The organism is Paraburkholderia sp. (assembly GCF_047605525.1).
Classification (GTDB): Bacteria; Pseudomonadota; Gammaproteobacteria; order Burkholderiales; family Burkholderiaceae; genus Paraburkholderia.
Window position 1 is genome coordinate 115,786 of sequence record NZ_JASGFN010000017.1, and the last position, 21,596, is coordinate 137,381.

General features: G+C 62.5%; 20 protein-coding genes and 3 pseudogenes. 21 read left to right on the top strand and 2 right to left on the bottom strand.

Annotated elements, in window-relative coordinates; genetic code table 11:
• The first annotated feature begins 149 nt into the window (after positions 1-149).
• The 9 genes from QM685_RS23810 to QM685_RS23850 all read left to right on the top strand — a co-directional run bounded on the left by QM685_RS23810 (position 150) and on the right by QM685_RS23850 (position 9,531).
• On the top strand, positions 150-1,424 hold the full coding sequence (locus QM685_RS23810) for an alpha/beta hydrolase (protein WP_415119971.1): 1,275 nt from the start codon (positions 150-152) through the stop codon (positions 1,422-1,424).
• Positions 1,425-1,454: 30 nt separating this feature from the next.
• Positions 1,455-2,333, top strand: a complete 879-nt coding sequence (locus tag QM685_RS23815) for a VOC family protein (protein WP_415119973.1) — start codon at positions 1,455-1,457, stop codon at positions 2,331-2,333.
• A 32-nt stretch (positions 2,334-2,365) separates the two neighbouring features.
• On the top strand, positions 2,366-4,066 hold the full coding sequence (locus tag QM685_RS23820) for an AMP-binding protein (RefSeq protein WP_415119975.1): 1,701 nt from the start codon (positions 2,366-2,368) through the stop codon (positions 4,064-4,066).
• The gene (locus QM685_RS23825; protein WP_415119977.1) at positions 4,063-4,539 is read left to right on the top strand and encodes an acyl-CoA thioesterase; all 477 of its coding nucleotides are present in this window, start codon (positions 4,063-4,065) and stop codon (positions 4,537-4,539) included. The genes QM685_RS23820 and QM685_RS23825 overlap by 4 nt, the downstream gene beginning before the upstream one ends.
• Before the next feature lie 8 nt (positions 4,540-4,547).
• Positions 4,548-5,312 carry an Asp/Glu racemase gene (locus QM685_RS23830; RefSeq protein ID WP_415120111.1) on the top strand — a complete coding sequence of 255 codons (765 nt, stop codon included), beginning with the start codon at positions 4,548-4,550 and terminating at the stop codon, positions 5,310-5,312.
• A 16-nt stretch (positions 5,313-5,328) separates the two neighbouring features.
• Positions 5,329-6,480 (top strand): FAD-dependent monooxygenase, encoded by a 1,152-nt coding sequence (locus QM685_RS23835; RefSeq protein ID WP_415119979.1) that lies wholly within the window; start codon positions 5,329-5,331, stop codon positions 6,478-6,480.
• Between the two features lie 21 nt (positions 6,481-6,501).
• Entirely contained in the window at positions 6,502-7,863 is a 1,362-nt protein-coding gene (locus QM685_RS23840; protein WP_415119981.1) for an MFS transporter, read from the top strand.
• 82 nt (positions 7,864-7,945) lie between these two features.
• Positions 7,946-8,131 carry a hypothetical protein gene (locus QM685_RS23845; protein WP_415119983.1) on the top strand — a complete coding sequence of 62 codons (186 nt, stop codon included), beginning with the start codon at positions 7,946-7,948 and terminating at the stop codon, positions 8,129-8,131.
• 284 nt (positions 8,132-8,415) lie between these two features.
• Entirely contained in the window at positions 8,416-9,531 is a 1,116-nt protein-coding gene (locus QM685_RS23850) for a porin (RefSeq protein WP_415119985.1), read from the top strand.
• Here the strand turns inward: QM685_RS23850 and QM685_RS23855 are convergent.
• Entirely contained in the window at positions 9,528-10,139 is a 612-nt protein-coding gene (locus QM685_RS23855; RefSeq protein ID WP_415119987.1) for a phage integrase central domain-containing protein, read from the bottom strand. The genes QM685_RS23850 and QM685_RS23855 overlap by 4 nt on opposite strands.
• 236 nt (positions 10,140-10,375) lie before the next feature.
• Here QM685_RS23855 and QM685_RS23860 point away from each other — a divergent pair, with 236 nt between their 5' ends.
• The 10 genes and pseudogenes from QM685_RS23860 to QM685_RS23905 all read left to right on the top strand — a co-directional run bounded on the left by QM685_RS23860 (position 10,376) and on the right by QM685_RS23905 (position 18,275).
• Positions 10,376-11,191, top strand: a complete 816-nt coding sequence (locus QM685_RS23860; protein ID WP_415119989.1) for a transcriptional initiation protein Tat — start codon at positions 10,376-10,378, stop codon at positions 11,189-11,191.
• A gap of 6 nt (positions 11,192-11,197) precedes the next feature.
• Positions 11,198-11,685, top strand: a pseudogene (locus tag QM685_RS23865) (thiamine pyrophosphate-binding protein); the annotation flags it as partial.
• A complete protein-coding gene (locus tag QM685_RS23870; protein ID WP_415119991.1) occupies positions 11,622-11,843 on the top strand; it encodes a CoA transferase in 222 nt (73 codons plus the stop codon). The pseudogene QM685_RS23865 and the gene QM685_RS23870, both read left to right, overlap by 64 nt.
• Positions 11,800-12,105, top strand: a pseudogene (locus tag QM685_RS23875) (CoA transferase); the annotation flags it as partial. The gene QM685_RS23870 and the pseudogene QM685_RS23875, both read left to right, overlap by 44 nt.
• A 100-nt stretch (positions 12,106-12,205) precedes the next feature.
• Positions 12,206-12,431 (top strand): annotated as a pseudogene (locus QM685_RS23880) (histidine kinase); the annotation flags it as partial.
• Between the two features lie 506 nt (positions 12,432-12,937).
• Positions 12,938-13,978, top strand: a complete 1,041-nt coding sequence (locus QM685_RS23885; protein ID WP_415119993.1) for an ABC transporter substrate-binding protein — start codon at positions 12,938-12,940, stop codon at positions 13,976-13,978.
• Between the two features lie 56 nt (positions 13,979-14,034).
• Positions 14,035-15,069 (top strand): Rieske 2Fe-2S domain-containing protein, encoded by a 1,035-nt coding sequence (locus QM685_RS23890; protein WP_415119995.1) that lies wholly within the window; start codon positions 14,035-14,037, stop codon positions 15,067-15,069.
• Between the two features lie 59 nt (positions 15,070-15,128).
• The gene (locus QM685_RS23895; RefSeq protein WP_415119997.1) at positions 15,129-15,941 is read left to right on the top strand and encodes an ABC transporter ATP-binding protein; all 813 of its coding nucleotides are present in this window, start codon (positions 15,129-15,131) and stop codon (positions 15,939-15,941) included.
• On the top strand, positions 15,938-16,789 hold the full coding sequence (locus QM685_RS23900) for an ABC transporter permease (RefSeq protein ID WP_415119999.1): 852 nt from the start codon (positions 15,938-15,940) through the stop codon (positions 16,787-16,789). The genes QM685_RS23895 and QM685_RS23900 overlap by 4 nt, the downstream gene beginning before the upstream one ends.
• A 37-nt stretch (positions 16,790-16,826) precedes the next feature.
• Positions 16,827-18,275 carry an amidohydrolase family protein gene (locus QM685_RS23905; protein WP_415120001.1) on the top strand — a complete coding sequence of 483 codons (1,449 nt, stop codon included), beginning with the start codon at positions 16,827-16,829 and terminating at the stop codon, positions 18,273-18,275.
• Between the two features lie 84 nt (positions 18,276-18,359).
• On the opposite strand, the gene QM685_RS23910 is transcribed toward QM685_RS23905, so the two are convergent.
• Positions 18,360-19,568 carry an ROK family protein gene (locus QM685_RS23910; protein ID WP_415120003.1) on the bottom strand — a complete coding sequence of 403 codons (1,209 nt, stop codon included), beginning with the start codon at positions 19,566-19,568 and terminating at the stop codon, positions 18,360-18,362.
• Between the two features lie 168 nt (positions 19,569-19,736).
• Between QM685_RS23910 and QM685_RS23915 the strand changes: the two genes are divergently transcribed.
• Both QM685_RS23915 and QM685_RS23920 read left to right on the top strand, forming a co-directional pair.
• On the top strand, positions 19,737-20,564 hold the full coding sequence (locus QM685_RS23915) for an ATP-binding cassette domain-containing protein (protein WP_415120005.1): 828 nt from the start codon (positions 19,737-19,739) through the stop codon (positions 20,562-20,564).
• Positions 20,561-21,583 carry an ABC transporter permease gene (locus QM685_RS23920; protein ID WP_415120007.1) on the top strand — a complete coding sequence of 341 codons (1,023 nt, stop codon included), beginning with the start codon at positions 20,561-20,563 and terminating at the stop codon, positions 21,581-21,583. Before QM685_RS23915 ends, QM685_RS23920 begins: the two co-directional genes overlap by 4 nt.
• The last annotated feature ends 13 nt before the right edge of the window (positions 21,584-21,596 follow it).

Genomic DNA, 21,596 nt, shown 5'->3' on the forward strand with positions numbered 1-21,596 from the left:
TGTGTCAGAAAGATCACACGATAACCCAAACCGACCTCCCCGGCGGGCTTTTGCTCGGCGATGAATCGACACATCCGTAAAAACCATAACTAAAAATCTACGTATACGTAAAAAAATTCGACTAAGATGTAAAAAAAGGAGATGACCCGATGAATCGATCTGAGCAAATGCGCGCCGGCTCCGGCGGCGCGACCGCAGGATTTCTCAACACGGACTGGAACCCGCGCGACCTGCCTGCCGGCGTGGGCACTCGCAACGTCGTGCTGCGCACGCAAGACGGCGCCGCGACGAGCGGCTCGCTGTATTCGCCCGGAGCGACGGATACCGTCGTGTGCATCATGCATCCGCGCGAGTTCATGACGTGCCACTACCTGATTCCGGATATCACAGGCGCGGGCTTCGCCGCTTGGACGCAAGCGCCGCGCTCGGTCGGCAACGACATGCGCCTCGAACACGAATTCGCGCTCTACGACGTGGCCGCTGGCATGCGCTTTCTGCGCGACGCGGGTTTCAGGCGAATCGTGCTGCTCGGCAACTCGGGCGGCAGCGGGCTTTACGCGCTCTATGCGCAGCAATCGAATCTCGCGCCGCAGAAGCGTATCGAGCGCACGCCGGGCGGCCGCCCGACGAAACTCGCGTCGCTCGACATGCCGATGGTGGATGGCGTGATCTTCGTGGCGCCGCATCCGGGACAGGGCGCGCTGCTGCAGGGCTGCATCGATCCGTCGGTGACGGACGAGAACGATGCGCTGAGCGTCGACGAAGCGCTCGATCCGTTCGCGCCATCCAACGGCTTCAACGCACCGCCCCATTCGTCGCGCTATGACGCGGCTTTCGTCGCGCGCTATCGCGCGGCGCAAATCGCGCGTGTGGAACGGCTCGACGCCATCGCGCGCGATCTGATCGCCGAGCGCCTCGATGCCCGGGCGCGCGTCAAGTCAGCGGGCGATGCAGCCGATCCGCGCGTCCGCCGCGTGGCCGCGCACACGCCGCTGATGACCATCTGGCGCACCGATGCCGATCTGCGCTGCTTCGATCTTTCGCTCGATCCGTCCGATCGTCGATACGGCTCGCTGTGGGGCGCGGACCCGTTCGCGTCGAACTACGGCTCGGTCGGCTTCGCCCGATGCTGTTCGCCGGAAGCGTGGCTCTCGACGTGGTCGGGCGTGTCGTCGAACGCGCTGTTGTCGAAGACCGCGCCCGCGATCGCGCAACCGTCGCTCGTCGTCGAATACACCGGCGATCAGGCGTGCTTTCCGACCGTCATCGCGGACATCTACGCGAGTCTCGGCTCAGCGGAGAAATTGCATCGACGCGTGCGCGGCGATCACCACGGCCGCGCGCTCGCCGCGGGCGAAGAGGCAGGGCGCTATGTCGCCGGGCGCATCGTGCGCGACTGGCTGCGCGAAACCTTTCCCCAATGACATCCACCTGATCAATCACGGAGTACGGACATGAAGATAAGCGACATACCCGCCGCCGATCTGAGCTTGCGCCTGCGCGGCGTAGACCACACGGCGCGGCCGACCTGGAGGCTGAAGGAGACCGTCGAGTTTTATCGCGACGTGCTCGGCCTGCCTCTGATTCACACGATTTCCGCGCGCGGATGGGGCCCCGCCACGCATCCGGATTTCCTTCACTTCTTTTTCGATAGCGGCAACGGCAGCACGATCGCGTTCTTTCATTACCTCGGAAGCCCGGAGCCCGAGACGCTGAACGGAAGAGCGACGCATCCGCCGCGTCCCGACGACCACGTATTCGACGCGACGCACACGGCCTGGCTCGTCGACACCCAGGACGAACTGCAAGCGTGGAAGTCGCGGCTGGAGGCGCGCGGCGTGGACGTGTCGGTGGAGACGGCACACGAGGTGATCGAATCGATCTACTTTCGCGATCCCAACGGCTATTTCATCGAGATCACGCGCAAGCTGCGCTCGCTCGCGCCGCTCGATGCCCGCGACGCCGCCGCGACACTCGAAGCGGCGATCGAGCTGCAGACGCAATCGCGTGGCGCGACATGTATCGATGAAGTGTGGGCGCGCAAGGCGGCGCGCCTGGGTGAAAGTCGTGAGACGGACGGAAAGGAACTTCAGATATTCGTGCTGAACGTGCCGGAGTTTTCGACGCTGATCGATGCCGCGCGCAAGCTCGAAGCGTGTCGCGTCGAAGATCAGGGCGATTACACGGTGATCAGCGCCACGGAGCCGGTTTCGTTCGAGCGTCGCGCGCTGGGCATGAAGCCCGCGGTCTGGTACGGGCTTTTCACCGGCGGACTGAACGGACGCATCGAGTGTTACGACCGCGATGTCGTGCGCATCGCGCCGCGCGACTGAAACGGCACGTGGACATGCAGGAGACACCATACATGAGAGGCATCTTTCATCCGATCGACGGCGTGATCTATTGTCCGCCCGCGCTTGCGCAACGCTATTTCGCATCGGGCGCATGGACCGACACGACGCTCGGCGACGCGCTGCGTGCCACCGCCGCGCGCGTGCCCGAGCGGTCCGCTTACATTTCCGACGAAGCCACCATCACCTTCGCGGAACTCGACGCACGCAGCGAGCGGCTCGGCGCGGCGCTGCTCGAAACCGGCCTCGTGCCGGGCGATCGCGCGATCTTCCAGATGGGCACGACGCTCGACACTGCCGTCGCGCTGATGGGCGCCTACAAGGCTGGCATCGTGCCGGTGTGCGCGGTGCCGCAGTATCGCGAGGTCGAGATCGGCCAGCTCGCGGCGCAGTCCGAGCCGCGCGGCTACTTCGTGCAGGCGGATTTTTCCGCTTTCGATCTCGTCGGCTTCGCGCGGCAGATGTTCGGCCGGATCGCATCGCTCGAACATCTGTTCGTCGCGCGCGGCGAGGGCGGCGACGGACATCGCACGATCGACGCGCTCATCGAGTCGATGCCGCTGACGCGTGCCCGGGCCATGCTCGCCGACATCCGCATCGGCAGCGAGGACGTGTTGAGCTTCCAGCTTTCCGGCGGCACGACCGGCGTGCCGAAGATCATCCCGCGCTTTCATGCGGAGTACATCGGTCAGGCGCTCGACTGGATGCGGCATATCGGCATGAGCGAGGCGAGCCGCATGATCTGGTCACTGCCGCTGCTGCATAACGCGGGGCAACTGTATGCGCTCGTCTCGACGGTCGCGGCAGGCACGACGACGGTGCTGATGCCGCGCGTGGATATCGCGCGGATGCTGGAACTCATCGAGACGCATCGCGTGACGCACGGGCTTTCCATCGGTCCCGTCGCGCCGCAGATGATCGCGTACCAGGAGATCGCGCGTCACGATCTGTCGTCGCTGCAACTGTTCGGCACGATGAGCCGTGCCGATTCGCTCGAGGCGCATCTCGGCGTGCCGTGCTCCAACCTGTACGGCACGACCGAAGGGCTGCTGCTCGGGGCGGGACCGGCGTATGCGGCCCAGTTGCGGCATTTCACGCAAGGGCTGTCGGGCAGCGCGGCCGATGAGATCCGCGTGCTCGTGCCGGGCACCGACGAACCCGCGCCGGACGGCGAGGCGGGCGAGCTGTGCTTTCGCGGGCCGTCGAGCCTGCGCGGTTACTTTCGCGCGCCCGAGGCGAGCGCGCAGACGCTGACGCCCGATGGCTTCGTGCGCACCGGCGACATGGTGACGCAAAGGCTCATCGACGGCGTGCGCTGCTTCGCGTTCGAAGGTCGGTTGCGCGACAACATCAATCGCGGCGGCGAGAAGATCGGCTGCGAGGAAGTCGAAGCGTACGTAAGCCGTCATCCGGCGGTCGCCGATGCGAAGCTCGTCGCGATGCCCGATGCGCTGTATGGCGAGAAGGCCTGCGTCTATCTGATCCTGCGCACGGGCCATGCTGCGCCGACGGTGCGGCAGCTCGCCGATTTCCTCGTCGAGCAGGGACTGGCGAAGTTCAAGTGTCCGGAGCGCATCGAGATCGTCGACGAGTTTCCGGTGACGCGCGTCGGCAAGGTCGACAAGGCGGCTCTGCGCCAGGACGTCGCCGCGCATCTCGCGCACGAGCATGCCGCGCATGTCGATGCGCCGGGCATCGCGAAGGAGGGCGCATGATCAGCACCGAACACGTCGCGGGCACGCTGCCGTTCGTAGTGCGCCGCCGCGTGCGCTGGGGCGAATGCGATCCGGCGGGGGTGGTCTACACGGCGTCGTTTTCCGATTACGTCATCTCGTTTGCCGAACTTTTCTACGGCTTTCTCTTCGATGGCGCGCCGCAGGCGGTCAAGAACCATCACGGCTTCGGCACGCCGACACGCGCGCTCGAATTCGATTTTCGCCGCTCGCTCAAACCCGACGAAATCTTCGACGCCACCGTGCAAGTCGACGCGATCCGCACGCGCACGTTCACGCTCGTCATCACCGCGCGCATGGACGATGGCGAGGTTGCGTTCATCGCGCGTCTCACGCCGGTTTGCATTCGCCGCGACGCGCGCGAATCGATCGAAATGCCCGACGTATTGCGCGACGTGCTGGAACGGTATCAGTCGCGCTGCGCCGAACACCACCACGCAGGAGAAAAGCAATGATGCAGGCGATGTCCCGAACATATCGAATCGGCCAGATCGTGCCGAGTTCGAACACGACGATGGAAACCGAAATCCCCGCGATGCTGCGCGCGCGGGAAGCGATTCTGCCCGAGCGCTTCACGTTCCATTCGAGCCGCATGCGCATGCATCGCGTCGTCAAGGAGGAACTGGAGGCGATGAATCGCGAAGGCCTGCGCTGCGCGGCGGAACTCGCCGATGCGCGCGTCGACGTGATGAGCACCGCATGTCTCGTCGCGATCATGGCGATGGGGCCGGGCTATCACCGGCAGGTCGAGGAAGACCTGCGGCGCATCGCGCGCGAGAACCGTTGCGAGGCGCCCGTAATGACCTCGGCGGGTGCGCTCGTCGCCGGTCTGAAGGCGATGGGTGCGCGCCGGATCGCGCTCATGGCGCCGTACATGAAGCCGCTGACGGCGGCTGTGGTCACGTATATCGAGGAGGAAGGCATCGAAGTGCTGGATGCGCTCTCTTTCGAGATTCCGGACAACCTGGAAGTCGGCCGCCGCGATCCGCTGCAATTGCTCGACGACGTGAAGCGGCTCCATATCGCCAATGCGGATGCGGTCGTGTTGTCCGCGTGCGTGCAGATGCCCTCGCTCGCCGCGATCCAGATCGCACAGGACAGGCTCGGCGTACCGGTCACGTCGACGGCCGTCTGTACCACGCGGCAGATGCTCGATCATCTGCGCCTCGCGCCGATCGTGCCGGACGCCGGGACGCTGCTCGGTGAATCTGTGCAACGTACTACGTAACACTAAGGAAGACATCATGAAGATCGCGGTGATCGGCGGCGGTCCCGCCGGACTGTATTTTTCGATGCTGATGAAGCAGCGTCATCCCGGCGACGAGATCGTTGTCCACGAACGCAACGAGGCGGGCGCGACATATGGCTGGGGCGTGGTGTTCTCCGACGTCGCGCTGAGCTTTCTGAAGGAGGCGGACGAAGCGTTCTTCCGCAAGTTCACGGCGCATCACGAGCGCTGCGACTATATGGAGATCGTGCATCGCGGCGTGCCGGTGCGGCTTTCGAACAATCATTTCTCGCGCACATCGCGCATCGATTTGCTGAACGTGTTGCAGCAGGCTTGCCGCGATGCGGGTGTCGACCTGCGCTACAACAGCAGCGTGACCGATCCGGCCGCGCTGGAAGGCTATGACGTCGTCGTCGCCGCTGACGGCGTGAACAGCGAAGTGCGCGCGCGTCTGGCCGAACACTTCCAGCCGAGTTTCGACGAGCGGCGCAACAAGTTCGCGTGGTACGGCACGACGCGCCTGTTTCATCCGGTGTCGCTGATCTTCCGCGAGACGCCGCAGGGCGTATTGATCGCGCATGCGTACCAGTACAGCAAGACGCATTCGACGTTTCTCGTCGAAGTCGATCCACAGACGTGGCAGCGCTGCGGTCTGGATCACGCGACCGAAGACGAGAGCCGCGCATTCTGCGAAAACGTCTTCGCCGAAGACCTGCAAGGCGAAGCGTTACTGACCAACCGCTCGCAATGGTTCCAGGCGAAAGTCGTGAGCAATGCGCGCTGGTCGCACGGCAACGTGGTGCTGCTCGGCGATGCGCTGCGCAGCGTGCATTTCTCGCTCGGCTCGGGCACGCGCATGGCGATGCAGGACGCCATCGCGCTCGCCGAGGCGCTCTCGGTTCATCGCGATGACGTGCCCGCCGCCTTCGCCGCCTTCGAGGCAAGCCGGAAAGACGCGTCGAACCGCTTTCAGGACGCGGCGCGCAAGAGTCTCGACTGGTACGAGTCCGTCGATACGCGCATGAATCTCGATCCCGTCAGCTTCGCGTACGACTATATGCGGCGCACCGGGCGAGTCAGTCATGACGATCTCCGCGAACGCGATCCGGCATTCATCGAACAGGTCGAGGCCATTGCCGGCAACAAGGCGCAATCCGCGCACGCGTGAGCATCACTTCAGGGAGACTTCATGGACGCTTACGAATCGCGGCGCGAGCCGCTCGACGTGCGCGACATCATCGATCGCGCACGCGTGTCGCGCTATCAGGTGATGATCGGCGTGCTGTGCTTTTTCATCGTCGCGCTGGACGGGTTCGACATCGCCATCATCGGCTTTATCGCGCCGCACGTGCGCAGCGACTGGAACCTGTCGGTGATTGCGCTCGGGCCGCTCTTCAGCGCCGGTCTGCTAGGTCTCATGATGGGCGCCTTCCTGAGCGGCCCGCTCGCGGACCGGATCGGACGGCGTGGCACGCTGATTTTGTCGGTCGCGTGGTTCGGCGCGGCATGTCTCGGATCGGCGGCGGCGCCGGACATCGTGTGGCTGGTCGCGCTGCGATTCCTGACCGGGTTCGGGCTCGGCGGCGCGATGCCGAACGCCATCACGCTCACGGCCGAATTCAGTCCCGAGCGGCGGCGCGGCACCTTGCTGACCTTGATGTTCTGCGGCTTTTCGCTGGGCTCCGCGCTCGGCGGCGTGGTCACGGCGTATCTCGTCGCCGAATTCGGCTGGCGCGGCGTGCTCGCCATCGGCGGCCTGCTTCCGCTGATGCTGTTGCCGGTCCTGTGGTTCGCGTTGCCCGAATCCGTGCGCTTCCTCGCGCTGCGAAGCGGCAACGACGCGCGCATCGCCGCCATTCTGAAGCGTGTCGCGCCGGATCGCGCCGGGACCGGTCGACGCTATGTCGTGGCCGAGGACCGCGCGAGTTCGTCGCCCGTCGCGCGGCTCTTCGATCCGCACAACCGGCGCGGCACGCTGCTGCTGTGGCTCGCGTTCTTCATGAGCCTGCTGCTGCTGTACATGCTGATCAACTGGCTGCCGATTCTCGGCGCGCGAGCGGGTCTGTCGCTCAAGCAGGCGTCCGTGTTCGCGGGCTTGCTGCAGGGCGGCGGCGTGCTCGGCGCAATCGTGCTCGGTGTGATGATCGACCGGTTCGACGCGTACCGGGTCGTGAGCGCGGCTTATCTCGTCGGCGCGGCGGCGGTCGCATCGCTGGCGGTCGCCAATTCGGCCTGGTGGCTCGCCGCGGGCATCTTCGTCACCGGTTTCTGCGTGAGTGGCTCGCAGGTCTGCGCGAACGTCATCGCGTCGGGGTTTTATCCGACATCGAGCCGGGCCACGGGCGTGGCGTGGGCGCTCGGCGTCGGGCGGATCGGCGCGATCGCGGGATCGTTCGGCGGCGCCGTGATGTTGTCGGCGGGTTGGTCCAACGCCGCGCTCTATCTCGTTCTGGCGCTGCCTGCGGCGCTCTCGGCCGCAGGCATCTTCTGCGCCGGCGCATGCCGCGCGAGGACGCCGTTGATTTCGCCCGAAGCGGACGTTGCACTGTAGATGCAGGACGCCGATCCTGGATCGTAGCTTTCTCGATCATGGAGCGAGGATTGGTTACCGGACACGCATTGTCGAGCTCGTCATGGCTATCTACACCCTTGTCACTGCCCTGACGTTCCACGATAACTTCGCCGATCCGAAGCAGTTGATCAGCTTTATGAAGAACATCGCGATTTCTGGCGGTTTCCTGCAAGTCGTCGTGCTCGGCGCAGGCGCTTTCAGTCTTGATGCGGTAATCGCGTCGCGTAGACAGGCGGCAATTTCATAAGGAATCGGGGGAACTATTCGCGCCAGCAGGCGGGACGGGGAATCTTCGAACGGGCGGATTCGCCTCTTCCAGGCTGGTTTTCGCAATAAGAGACCATGAGTTTTTTTAATTCGATTTATCCAAATACACGGTACACCGAAGTCAATTGCAGACAATCAATTAAAGAAATCTGTGGCGAATTCCTGCCGGGCAGTGTCATGTGCGCGGCGAACGCACAAGTCCCGCCACGCTTTAAGGGATCGTGTATCAGGGCATCACCTATCACTGAAAAAAAGGAGACAGGCATGAAGAGAATAAATTCAGCGATCGCGTTCGCTGTTCTGGCTTTTGGATCGTGTTCCGCATTTGCGCAGTCGTCGGCGTCGAGTGTGACCTTGTACGGAAGACTGGACGAGGGCATCGTCAATCAGACCGGCCGAAATGGAGGGGCGGTTCTTGGCATGGCCGCGAACATGTGGCTTCCATCGCTGTGGGGTATCGCGGGTCAGGAAGATCTCGGCGGTGGATTGCGGACTGTCTTCAATCTCGCCTCGACCATCATCGTGAACACGGGATCACAGGCAAGCGCTCAGAAGCTTTTCGATCGCCAGGCCTACGTCGGCATTGCCAGCAACAACTGGGGATCGATTACCTTCGGTAGGCAGGTCAATACGCTGGCTGAACTTTTCTACGTTACCGATCCTCTTTACGCCAATAACTCCGCAACGAATATGAACGTGCGGCTCGGCTATCTGGGCGGGCCGGGGACAGCGATCCAGAATAACTTTGGGCCGAATCCCGGGGTCGCAGGTGCGAGTCTCGACCGTGTGGACAATGCCGTCAAATACCAGATCAAGGCACACGGTTTCACCGGCATGGCACTCTATGCATTCGGCGGAGTGGCCGGACAGTTTTCGAACAACAGCGCGGCAGGCGCAATGGTGGGTTACGACGGCGGAGCAGCAACACTGCGGGCGTCATACATGCAGTATAAGGATTCGATCGGCACACCGTTCTACGCGTTTGCCGGGGGGATTTCATACAAGCTGGGGGCCGTTACGCTGCGCGGTACATTCACGCAGAACAAAATCGACAGCTCGCTCAATACCACGGCAATGCCATACCGGAGTATGAAGACGCAAGTCATCTCTGGTGGCGGAGATTGGCTCATTACACCCGCTGTCGATCTGTTTCTTGCCTACTATCGGGGCAGCCGTACGCAAGACGGCCTCCCTGAGCAGGTTGCCAACAAGTTCTACATCGTTCCCAGCTACCTCCTGAGCAAGCGCACCACCGTGCAACTCGTTAGCGTCTACGAGCGATTCAACGAAACAGGTGCTGCACTCGATACAGGTACGCCGCTCGCGACCGGAGCCCGTTCATCGGTCTATGTCGGCTTGGGGATGACGCATAACTTCTAGTTGTAGTTCTCGACTTCTACCAACGTTTTCTTGCCATCTTCAAAGTCGAAAATGGAGGTCGCCGTTCTCTCTGAGGTCGCTTTGGCCTGCCGACCGCTTTTCGATAAGGTATGGCGGCCGGTCAGTTTCCTGAGTTCGTGAGTGCGCTGACGAGTTGTGACGGCGACTCGTTGATTTCCCGAGCGCACGAAGGAATTCGGGTAATTCGGGTTCGAGAAGGTGAGGGTACGGCCCGACTTTGGCGCCGCCCTGGCGATGGTCTTGAATTCGGAGGCTGGGTTGAATTCACAACGGCCCTCTGCGATTACCTGGCTGAAAATCTCACGCAGCCAGCCCCGGGCTTTCTTCGACACGTTCAAAGCATCCCGTTTCTCGAAGCGCGCCTGGAGGCGGGCGCAGTCTGAGCGAGTGATGTTTTGGAGCATCATCGAACCGATCTCGGGCAGGATGTCCTTGTCGAGGTAGGTGCGCATCTTGCCAGGCGTTGAGCTTGCTCGACCAGCAACCTCTTTGCGCTTGTACCATCGCTCGGCGGCCGGACGAAAGAGCTTCTCCTCCGTTTCCTTCGAGAGTTTTCTGGCGGTGCGCCGATCGCCGCATTCGGCCATTCATTCCACACTTTGTGCCCATTCGTTTGCGATTGCATCTTTTCTCGTACGCTTGTGCTCAACTGCGGAAACGAACGTCTCGCGCCAGGATAGCCTTGCGAGGCATCTTCCCGGCAATCACGGGCCCTTGCTGGAATCAGGCCACGAGCAACTTCAGCGGCGATTCAATTGCGCCCGCAATTCCGCGCGACACTGATGTCAATACGGTCACTCTGCGTGGGCCCTCTGGAATCGACATGAAAACTCAACGCCGTCAAGCAATGGGATATCTGGGCACCGTTGCCGCAGTCGGGCTATTGGCATCGGCACGGCCTGTCCAGGCTACCGCTGCGGAATCAGGATATTCAATGCAAGGCGCCGATTCGTTGAAGCAACTTGTCGCGCGACTGAATGAGGCCCCTCGACGACGGAACTTTACATCGCTCCCGCAAGATCTGACCGCGAGGTCACAATGGGACGACGAGGCGCTTGGAGAGATCATTGCCTATCGCGGCGGTGACCGGCAGATATGGGACAACGGCAGTTATCGCAGCGGATGGCTGCGGCGGATGAACAACTCGCTGAACGCGCAGGTCCATGCGCTCGGCCACCCCAATTTCCTCATTGTGTCAGCGACGCACGGTAGTGCACAACTCGCGCTGCTCGACGACAGTACCTGGGAGAAGTATGAAGTCGCGAGATTCACGGGCAGCGATATCACCAGCGTCGAACTCGCGTATGAGCTCGAGCGTCTGCTTGGCCGTGAAAAAGCGCGCAACTGGCTTGCTGGTCATCGTGCAAAAGACCTGGCGAATTGGCAAACGTCGACCGATCAAAGCGGGGACACAATCGCATCGCTCACGAAGAAGGGCGTCGTTTTTCTCGCTTGTCACTACGCCTTATGGGAATTTGCAGAAGATCTGCTGGACGCCGGCTGTAACCCGGACAAATTGAATCGCGAAGAACTGACCGCGGACCTGACAAATCACGTGCTCCGCGAAGCGATAGTGACGCCGGGCGTAGCTGGACTGCTTCCCGAGTTCCAGGCAAAAGGTTTCTATTACGCGACCTAGGTAGCGGGAGACCGAAATGAACAGCGTGCGGGCAACGCGGCAGCGATTTCCGGCTATATCACGCAGAAGCCGGGCATCTGCCTGATCGTGTCGGCGCCGGGCTTTCTCAACGGCTTGACCGCGCTCGCCAACGCGACCACGAACTGTTTCCCGATGCTCCTGATCAGCGGTTCGAGCGAACGTGAAATCGTCGATCTTCAGCAGGGCGATTACGAAGAAATGGATCAGTTGAATGCGGCCAGGCTTACGCCAAGGCCACATATCGGGTGCTGCATGCGGAGGACATCGGCATTGGCGTGGCGCGTGCGATCCGTGGCGTACTGAAGACGCGCCCGGATATCAACGTCGTCTACGAAGGTACCAATACGCTCGACTACGCGCGCCGCATTATCGACATGCTCGAGCCACGTAAGCGCGTCGATTCGGGCACGTGGGGAGTTATGGGTATCGGTATGGGTTTCGCCATCGGCGCGTCGGTAACGACAGGCAAGCCGGCATCAAGATCATCGACTTCACTCATGTTCAGGCCGGTCCTGCGTGCACCCAGTTGCTCGCCTGGTTCGGTGCTGACGTTATCAAGATCGAAAGGCCGGGTTCGGGCGATGTCACTTGCGGACAAGACCAAATTCGAAGCGGTCGACATCTTGCGTAAGTTCGACATTCCGTGTGCACCAGTGTTGACGATGAAGGAACTGGCCAACGATCCTTCATTGCGCGCGAGCGGAACGATCGTCGAGGTACCACACAAGAAACGCGGCTCGTATCTGACCGTCGGCAGCCCGATCAAATTCTCGGACATGAAGCCGGAGGTCACTGCATCGCCGCTGCTCGGGGAACATACGGACGAAGTGCTGGCGGGCCTTGGCTACAGCAATCATGAGATCTTCAATCTACGCGAAATCAACGCAGTTTAACGGCGTCACGCGGGCCAGGATCTGGCTTTGAAGTACAGATGCGGCGCCTCTGACGATGCCGCATCCGATTCAAGTCGCCGTTTTTTCTTGGAGGAGCGCCGTGCAAACTGTGATCGACTTCCAGCAGCTTGCCAACGCAATCGGCGACGTGATCATCATCTCTGATGTCGGAGGCAGCATCACCTTCCGGAACGCAAAGCGAGGCGCTCGGCAAGTCGCTGGATCTGATCATTCCAGAGCGCTTGCGCGGCCGACATTGGAACGGCTATCACAAGACCATGGCAACGGGCCAAACCCGTTACGGCAATGATGTGCTGCGTGTCCCAGATCGCTTGTCATGGTTTTGCACCACGCCCGGAAGGAAAGATGCACTGACTCGGTGCCGGAGCGCATTGTCGACGTGCACCTTCTCATGGCTGTCGCCGCACTGGGCCATACAGCATTGCCGCTGCAAAGCCCGCCCTGCTTCATCATGCGCAATTCGTCTCACACCTGGCACGCAGTTCGCTTAACCCACAGTCAGAGTAGAAGCGGCTAGCGACCGGCGGATCTTGCCGGCAACGTGGGGCATTGCTCTTGGGGCGCACCTTGCGCCCACGTCGACCTGTGGGTCGGCGTTTGAACGGAACCGTCCGGTTTCGCCAACAAGGAGCGCGCGATGTGTTGCCCCGATTTCTCACGAACGATGTACCTCACTGCCTGTGCGATTGCGCAACGGCGTGTGCGTTCGTCGTGCATCGCGCGACGCTCCCCGGCTGGCTCTCCCTCCGCGATTCTGTTCCACACCATTCAAACCATCCACATGTTGTGTGTCCTCACACGGAGTTTTGTCATGCGTGTTCTGAGCCTTTTGCATTTGCTGTCCCGCGTGTCCCGCTTTCTTGCTTCGCATCGTTCTTTCATTGCGCGGGCCGTGTCTACGGCGACGCTGACCGGTGGTCTCGCCGCCGCACCGTTTGCGCATGCGACGGATCATGTCACCTTGCTCACCAACTGGTATGCACAGGCTGAGCATGGCGGTTTCTATCAGGCAGTCGCGACCGGTATCTATCAGAAATACGGCCTTGATGTCACGATCAGGATGGGTGGACCGCAAGTGAACAGCATGCAGTTGCTTGCCGGCGGCCAAGCCGATTTCATGCTCGGTTATGACTTTCAGACGCTATCGAGCGTCGAGGCAGGCATTCCGGTCACGACCGTTGCCGCGGCGTTTCAATACGACCCACAAGGCATCCTCACGCACGCGGACGTATCGAGTCTCGCGGGACTAAAAGGTAAAACCATTCTGGTCGCCGCCTCCGGGCGGACGAGCTGGTGGCCGTGGCTGAAAGCGAAGTACGGCTACACGGATGCGCAATCGCGCCCGTACACCTTCAACCTGCAACCGTTCTTCGCGGATCCGAATGTCGCCATGCAGGCCTATCCGTCGTCGGAGACTTACCAGGTCGAGCAGGCACATGTTCCCGCGCATTTCTTCCTGTTCGCGGACGACGGCTATCCGCCGTACAACACGACCATCGTGACGATGCGCGACACGCTGAAGAACAAGCCCGATGTAGTGGCGCGCTTCGTGAAAGCGTCGATGGAAGGCTGGAAAAGCTATCTGAACGATCCGGCAGCGGGGAATGCGCTGATCAAGAAAGACAATCCCCAGATGACGGACGCGCAACTCGCGTATGGCGTCGCGCAATTGAAGAAACTGAAGCTGGTCACGGGCGGCGACGCAGCGGCATTGGGCATAGGCACGATGACCGACGCGCGCTGGAAGAAGACGTTCGATTACATGGTCGGTGCGAAGCTGATCAAGCCCGCCACGGACTATCACAGTGCGTACACCCTGCAATTCATTCAGAGCGCCAGGGTGATGCCATAAGAGCGGTTCACCCACGCATACAGACACTCAAAACGTGTAGTTGAAGGAGATTCACGATGCTCGTCACCCGTCAGAAGGTGTTGCGCCGTTTCTGGTACGCGATTATGCCCATGGCAGAACTCGATAAAGGTCCACAACCGTTCACGCTGCTCGGTGAGCCGATCGTGCTTTGGAAAGGCGCGGGCGGCAGGCCTCATGCGTTGCGGGATCGCTGCTGTCATCGCACGGCAAGATTGTCGAAGGGTTTTGTCGACGGCGATGGCAATATTGCATGCGGCTATCACGGCTGGACCTATGACTGCTCCGGTCGATGCGTGAAGATTCCGCAGAACGACGGTACGGCGATTCCGACGCGCGCAGTGGTTCCCGCCTACCGCAGTGAAGAGCGCTATGGCTATGTGTGGGTCGCGCTCGACGAACCGCTGCAGCCTATTCCCGAGTTCCCCGAGGAAACGTTGCCGGGTTACCGCCGCATTCTGCAGTTCTACGAGCGCTGGGAAACCAGCCCGCTGCGGATGATGGAAAACTCGTTCGACAATTCGCATTTCAGCTTCGTGCACAAGGCGAATTTTGGTCTCTTCGACAATCCCAAGCCGTCGAAATACGAGTTTCGTCCGAACGACTGGGGCTTCGAAGCGGAGACGCACGTGCCCGTGCGCAATCCGCCTGCCAGTTATCGCGTGACGGGCACGACGGAGGAAGTCACCGAACGGCATCTGACCAACCGCTGGTTCATGCCGTTTGCGCGGCGTTTTGGTTGCGTGTATCCGGCAAGCGGCGTGCATCACATTATCTACAACTGCGCAACGCCGATCGACGATCGCACGCTGATGCTGTCGCAGTGGCTCTATCGCAACGACAGCGAGGAGGCCTGTTCGACGCAGGAGCTGATCGACTGGGACCGTCCCATTACCGACGAAGACCGCGATATTCTCGAAGCCACGGACTACGACGCCTGCATTGATGTCCGGCGTCAGCAGGAATGCCACATGCAATCGGATCAACCCGGTCTGCTGATGCGGCGGATGCTGCTGAAGCTGCTGAACGATCACGGTGAAAGCGAAGTATTTGGTATCGAAACGGAGGCGTGATCATGGAAAGCATCGCGGAGGGTTCCGCTCAATCTGGCCAGCCTGGCCAACCAGACACCATGCAGGGGATCAAAGCGCCGTTGCTTGCCGTCCAGCGAGTCGACAAGCGCTATCCGAATGGCACCGTCGCGCTCGAAGACGTGCGGCTCACCATCGCGCCTGGCGAATTCGTCTCCCTGCTCGGACCATCGGGATGCGGCAAGAGCACGCTACTGAAGATGTTCGCCGGCATTGAGTCGCCCACGCATGGACATCTGCGCTGGTGGGGACAGCCGTTCGAAACGGTCGGCTCGCCGGGACGCCGCATGTCGATGGTTTTCCAGGAGGCCACCCTGATGCCTTGGGCAACCGTTGCGGACAACGTGCGCTTGCCGCTCGACCTCGCGCGCGTTCCGCGCCGGGAAGCGGACGCGCGCGTGGCCGATGCCCTGGCAGGCGTCGGGCTCGCCAGATTCGGCAAGGTGCTGCCGCGCGAGCTGTCGGGCGGCATGCAGATGCGCGCTTCGCTGGCACGCGCGCTCGTGACCGAGCCGGATCTGCTGCTGCTCGACGAGCCGTTTGGCGCGCTCGACGAGTTCACGCGCAACCGCCTCGACTCCGACCTGCGCGCATTGTGGCAACGGTGCGGGATGACGGTGGTGTTCGTCACGCACAGCATCTACGAGGCCGTGTATCTGTCGAGTCGCGTTGTCGTAATGCAGGCGCGACCAGGACGCATCATCGCCGAAGTGCCGATCGAGGGACCGCTCGAACGGGACGATGCGTACCGCGTGTCCACCCCCTTCATGCAAGACTGCAGGACGCTCTCCGAGCTGATCATCGATGCGCATGGCGCATCGATTTCGACCGAGGAAACAGAGGTGCAATCATGACTGGCGAAGTACTGCGGGCTCATCCGACTCAACGCGCGGCGGCTACGAATGCCGCCATACGCACGCCGATCCTGCAGCGACCGGGTGTGGCAAGGGCGATTGCGCCGTGGCTGGTCGGCATCGTATTTCTGGCGCTGTGGCAGGTCTGGTGTGTGCTGTCGAAGGTACCTGCCTATCTGGTGCCATCGCCGGTGGCCGTTGTCGGGCAACTGATCCAGGATGCCCCGTTACTGTTCGGCAGCCTGCTGATGACGTTGAAAATCACGTTGCTGGCATTCGCACTCGCCACGGTGTTGGGCGTGGTGATTGCGCTGCTGTTCGTGCAAAGCCCGTTGATAGAAGCGAGTCTGTTCCCGTATGCCATCCTGCTTCAGGTCACGCCCGTGGTGGCAATCGCACCGTTGATCATTATCTGGGTAAAGAATACGACCGTCGCCCTCGTGGTGTGCGCCACGCTGGTCGCATTGTTTCCGATCATCTCGAACACGGCGCTCGGACTGCGCAGCGTGAATCCCGGCCTCATCAACCTGTTCAGGATCAACCGCGCGACGCGTTGGCAAACGCTGGTGCGACTGCGTATACCCAGCGCGTTGCCATATTTCTTCGGCGGCCTGCGCATTTCCAGTGGCCTGTCGCTGATCGGCGCGGTGGTGGCGGAATTTGTCGCCGGCACAGGCGGCAGCGGCGCGGGGCTGGCTTATCAGATTCTGCAGGCAGGCTTTCAGCTCAACATTCCGCGGCTCTTTGCCGCTTTGCTGCTGATAACGGTAACGGGCGTCGTACTGTTCGGCATCACCGCGTGGGTCTCGCGTATCGGCTTGCGCGGGTGGCACGATAGTCAACTTTGATTCGGCTTCGCTCTTCGTTCTCTTGTCATTCAAACCTATGCAGACTGCTGGAACGCAAGGCTCCACCCTGATCCGCAATGCTGCTGCCATCATGACCGGCGGCCGCGGCGGAGCGAATGATCGCACGCGCGTGAGAGGCCCGGACATCCGCATTCGCGGCGAGACTATCGAAGCAATCGGCGCATTGTTGCCGTATCCCGGCGAGACGGTTCTCGATGCAACCGATTGCGTGATCTATCCGGCGTGGGTCAACACGCATCATCATCTCTTCCAGTCTCTGCTCAAAGGCGACAGGGTCGGTCTGGACGCCACCCTCACACCTTGGCTCGCGGCTACGCCGTACCGCTTTCGCGCGCTCTTCGACGAGCACCGCTTTCGTCTCGCGGCGCGCATCGGCCTGATCGAACTGGCGCGGTCCGGTTGCGCGACGGTCGCCGACCACAATTACGTTTATTACCCGGACATGCCGTTCGACAGCTCGGCCATCCTGTTCGAAGAAGCGGAAAAGCTCGGTCTGCGTTTTGTTCTCCTGCGTGGCGGCGCCACCCAAACGCGGCAACTCGAGGCGGATTTGCCCACCGCGCTACGTCCTGAAACGCTGGATGCGTATGTCAGCGATGTCGAACGATTGGCCGCCAGGTATCACGACGCTTCTCCGCGGGCAATGCGACGCGTGGTGATGGCGCCTACGACCGTGCTGTATTCCATTTCGCCTTCGCAGATGCGCGAGACCGCGGCGGTGGCGCGCCGTCTCGGACTGCGTCTGCATAGCCATCTTTCGGAGACGGTAGGTTACCAGGACAGCGCGCAGGACCTGTATCAGCGTTCGCCGGTTGCGTTCTGCGGCCAACACGACTGGCTCGGCAGCGACGTCTGGTACGCCCATCTGGTAAAGGTCGATGCAGACGAAATCGCCATGCTCGCGCAAACCGGTACCGGTGTCGCGCATTGTCCGCAGAGCAACGGCCGCCTCGGCAGCGGCATCTGTCCGGTTCGGGATATGGCGGATGCGGGCGTGCCGGTGTCGATCGGCGTCGATGGCGCCGCGTCCAACGAAGCCGCCGACATGATTTCCGAAGTACACATGACGTGGCTTGCGCAACGTGCCCGGCTCGGGATGGCGGCCATGCCGCGATTTCGCGGCGGCAGCTTCGAAGGCGGCGCGCATGCGGCGAGCGTCGAAGACGTCATTCATTGGGGCACGGCAGGTGGCGCGCAGATTATGGGCTTCGACGAAGTGGGCAAAATTGCGCCGGGGTATTCCGCGGATATCGCCATCTATCGTCTCGACGACCCACGTTACTTCGGTCTGCATGATCCGGCCATCGGACCGGTGGCCTCGGGCGGGCGGCCCTCTTTGGCCGCACTTTTTTCCGCGGGGCGGCAGGTGGTCAGCAATGACCAGATCGACGGTGTGGACCTCGCGCAGTTAGGGCGCGAGGCGAGGACGGCCGTAAAGGCCTTGCTCGCGGAGGTAGATGGCTAAACGCGCTGGTTCAATATCACGTTCACGGAGTGATTCGCCGAACTTCGTCATCGGTTACATCCGACGGCATACGGGCATACGCGATCAGTCGCGGCTGACCTCCGTTGACACGCCGACCAACCGATCGACTGCCGACGGCGCGAACAGCGCGTCACTGACCAGTTGTACCGCGCCGATCAGGCTGGCCTCGCGGCCAAGCGTGCTGTTGATGATCTGCACGTTGCGCGTGGCAAGCGGCAACGAGCGGCGGTAAACCGTCTCGCGAACGGCCGCCAGCATGTGACTCTGGCCGAGCGCGAGATCTCCTCCCAGAATCACGAGCGACGGATTCAGCAGGCTCACGGCCATTGCGATCGTTTCGCCGATCAGACGCCCCGCGCGGCGCATTTCTTCGAGCGCGTCGGCTTCACCCCGGTTCAGCAACGCGACGACGTCGCGCACGCTCTCCACACGATGATGGCGCTCGCCGAGCCTGCGGCAGATCGCCCAGCCCGCCGCGTAAGCCTCGAGGCATCCATAGTTGCCGCACCGGCAAAGCGGTGGTTCGCCCGGCTGCATGTTGCCGACGTAAAGGTGGCCCAGATCGCCCGCCGCGCCCTGTGCGCCGCGTTGCAGGACGCCGTCCATGATGATGCTCGAACCGATCCCGGTGCTCACTTTCACGAACAGCAGATGCTGGACCTCGGGCCACGCGGCGCGGTGTTCGCCGAGCGTCATCAGGTTCACGTCCTTGTCGACGACGACCGGGCACGCGTATCTGTCCGCAAAGAAATCGGGTACCCGGTAGTTGTCCCAGCCCGTCATGATCGGCGGGCGCACGACACGACCCTGCGCAAACTCCACCGGACCGGGCACGCCGATCCCGATACCCTTGACCTCCATCGACGTGTGTCGCGTCTCGTGCAGCAAGTCCTCGAAACGCCGCGCGACCTCGCCGAGCACCCGTTCGGGGCCCTGCGCGACCGCCATCTCGGTCTCGTCGTGCGCGAGCACGCGGCCTTGCATGTCGGCGAGCGCGATCTGCATCGACGCCGCGCCGATCGCTGCGATCAGCACGACGCCGGCGTCGGGATTGATCTGGAACGCGCCGGGCGGTCTGCCGCCCGTCGAGTTCTCGGCACCCGCAGCGGAAATCAGCTTCGCTGCCAGCAGCAGTTCGAGCCGCTGCGCGACCGTCGAACGCGACAGACCCGTGGCCTCCATGATTTGCGCGCGCGTGACGGCCTGACCTCCACGAATCAGGCCAAGGATCGCGCCGGGTCCGTAGGAACCGCCGCCTTTGGGATCGGGCATTGCAGCGCTCTCGTGATGTCTCGACACGCCATTGTAACGTAGCCATCGACATTTGCTTGAACACAATCATCTTTTGCATTATTGTTAAGCAATAGTCGAAATGAAGTCACGCAAATCGATGCAAGAGGACGGGTGCCGCGCGGCGGCGCCAACGTACCAGGAGGAGTCATGAACACGCAGGGTGCATCCCGCACGGCCGGCGCGCCGTCAGCCGCGCAACGGCCGGCGGCAAGAGAGCAGGGTGCGAGGCCGCTCCTGCAGTTGCGCAACGTGTCGAAGCGCTTTGGCGGTGTCGTCGCGGTCAATGACGTTTCTCTCGATCTGTATGCCGGCGAGGTCGTGGCGCTCGTCGGCAACAACGGCGCCGGCAAGTCGTCGATCATGCGGTTGATCTTCGGGCTGCATGCGCCGGACGACGGCACGGTGGTGCTCGACGGCGAGCCGGTCCGCTTCAGGGGGCCGCGCGACGCACGCGAGCGCGGCATCGAATCGGTGCCACAGGAACTCGCGCTGGCGGGCCACCTGAGCGTGGCCGCCAACATCTTTCTCGGTCGCGAGATCACGCGCGGTTTCGGCCCGTTCCGGATTCTCGACAAGCGTGCGATGCGGGCGCGCGCCGAAGAGCTCGTGACGAGCTTCGGCATCCATATTCCCGACATGTCGGACCGCGTGTTCAACATGTCGGGCGGCCAGCAGCAGGGGGTAGCGATTGCGCGCGCCACTGCCTGGGGGAGCCGCATCGTGGTGCTCGACGAACCGACGGCCGCGCTCGGACCGGCCGAGACCGCGCGCGTCGAGCGCACCATCCTCCGGCTGAAGGAGGCGGGTCTTGCCGTCATTCTCGTCAGCCACGATCTCGAGCAGGTGTTCCGCGTGAGCGACCGCATTGCCGTGATGCGCCGCGCGCGTTGTGTCGCGCAGATCGAAACCGCCGACAGCAGCACGGATCAGGTCGTCGCGCTGATTACCGGCAGCAGCCTGGGAGCCGCCGCATGAGTATCCGTTCTTCCTCTCCTTCCGCCCAGCCCGTCGTGTCCGGCAATCAACCCAATCCCGGCGCGCCGCGCACGGGCGGCGCGTGGCGCAATGCGCTCAATTCGCTGAGCGTGGTCGGCGCGCTGATCGCGCTCGTCGTGATTTTCAGCGTGAGTTCGCCGTACTTCCTGTCGCGCGACAATTTCTATCGCTTGCTGGAGCAGGCCGCGGTCGTCGTGGTTCTGTGCGCCGGACAGAGCCTCGTGGTGTTCGCGAAAGGTATCGACGTGTCGCAGGGTTCGATCGTCGGTCTCGCGTCGGTGTGCGGGGCGATGGTGATGCGCAGTCAGCACGGCATCGCGGCTGGCGTCGCGGTGATGCTGGCGATCGGGGTCATCGCGGGCGTCGCGAACGGCTTGCTGATCGTGCGTGCCAAGGTCGTGCCATTCATCGCGACGCTCGCGATGCTCAGCATCGTCGGCGGCTGCGCGCTGCTCATCACCGATGGCCAGCCAGTGTTCGGGATGCCCCAGGCGTTCGGCGACTTTGGTTCGAGCGGCATCGGCGTGTTTCCGTGGATCGCGTTGATCGCAGCCGCATTCGCGCTGCTGTTCGCGTTCGGCATGGGACAGACGCGCACCGGCCGCTACATCTACGCCGTCGGCAGCAACGAAAACGGCGCGCGGATCGCGGGTATCGCCGTCGGCCGCATCGTCATGATCGCGTACGGTCTGAGCGGGCTCGCGGCCGGCACGGGCGCCGTGCTGCTGACTGCCTACGTCAACACCGCTCAGCCGACCGGCAACATGGACCTGCAACTACAGGCGATTGCCGCGGTCGTGATCGGCGGCGGCAGCCTGCTCGGTGGCGAAGGCACGATCGGCTGCTCGGTGGCGGGCGCGCTGCTGCTGACGGTGCTGTCGAACGGCACGCAACTGCTCGGCCTGTCGAGCAACCTGCAGACGGTGCTGCTCGGTTTCGTCGTGCTTGCCGCCGTCGTGATCGACAACCTGCGCCGTTCGGCGCGCGTGGTTCGCTGAACAGGCGACGAAC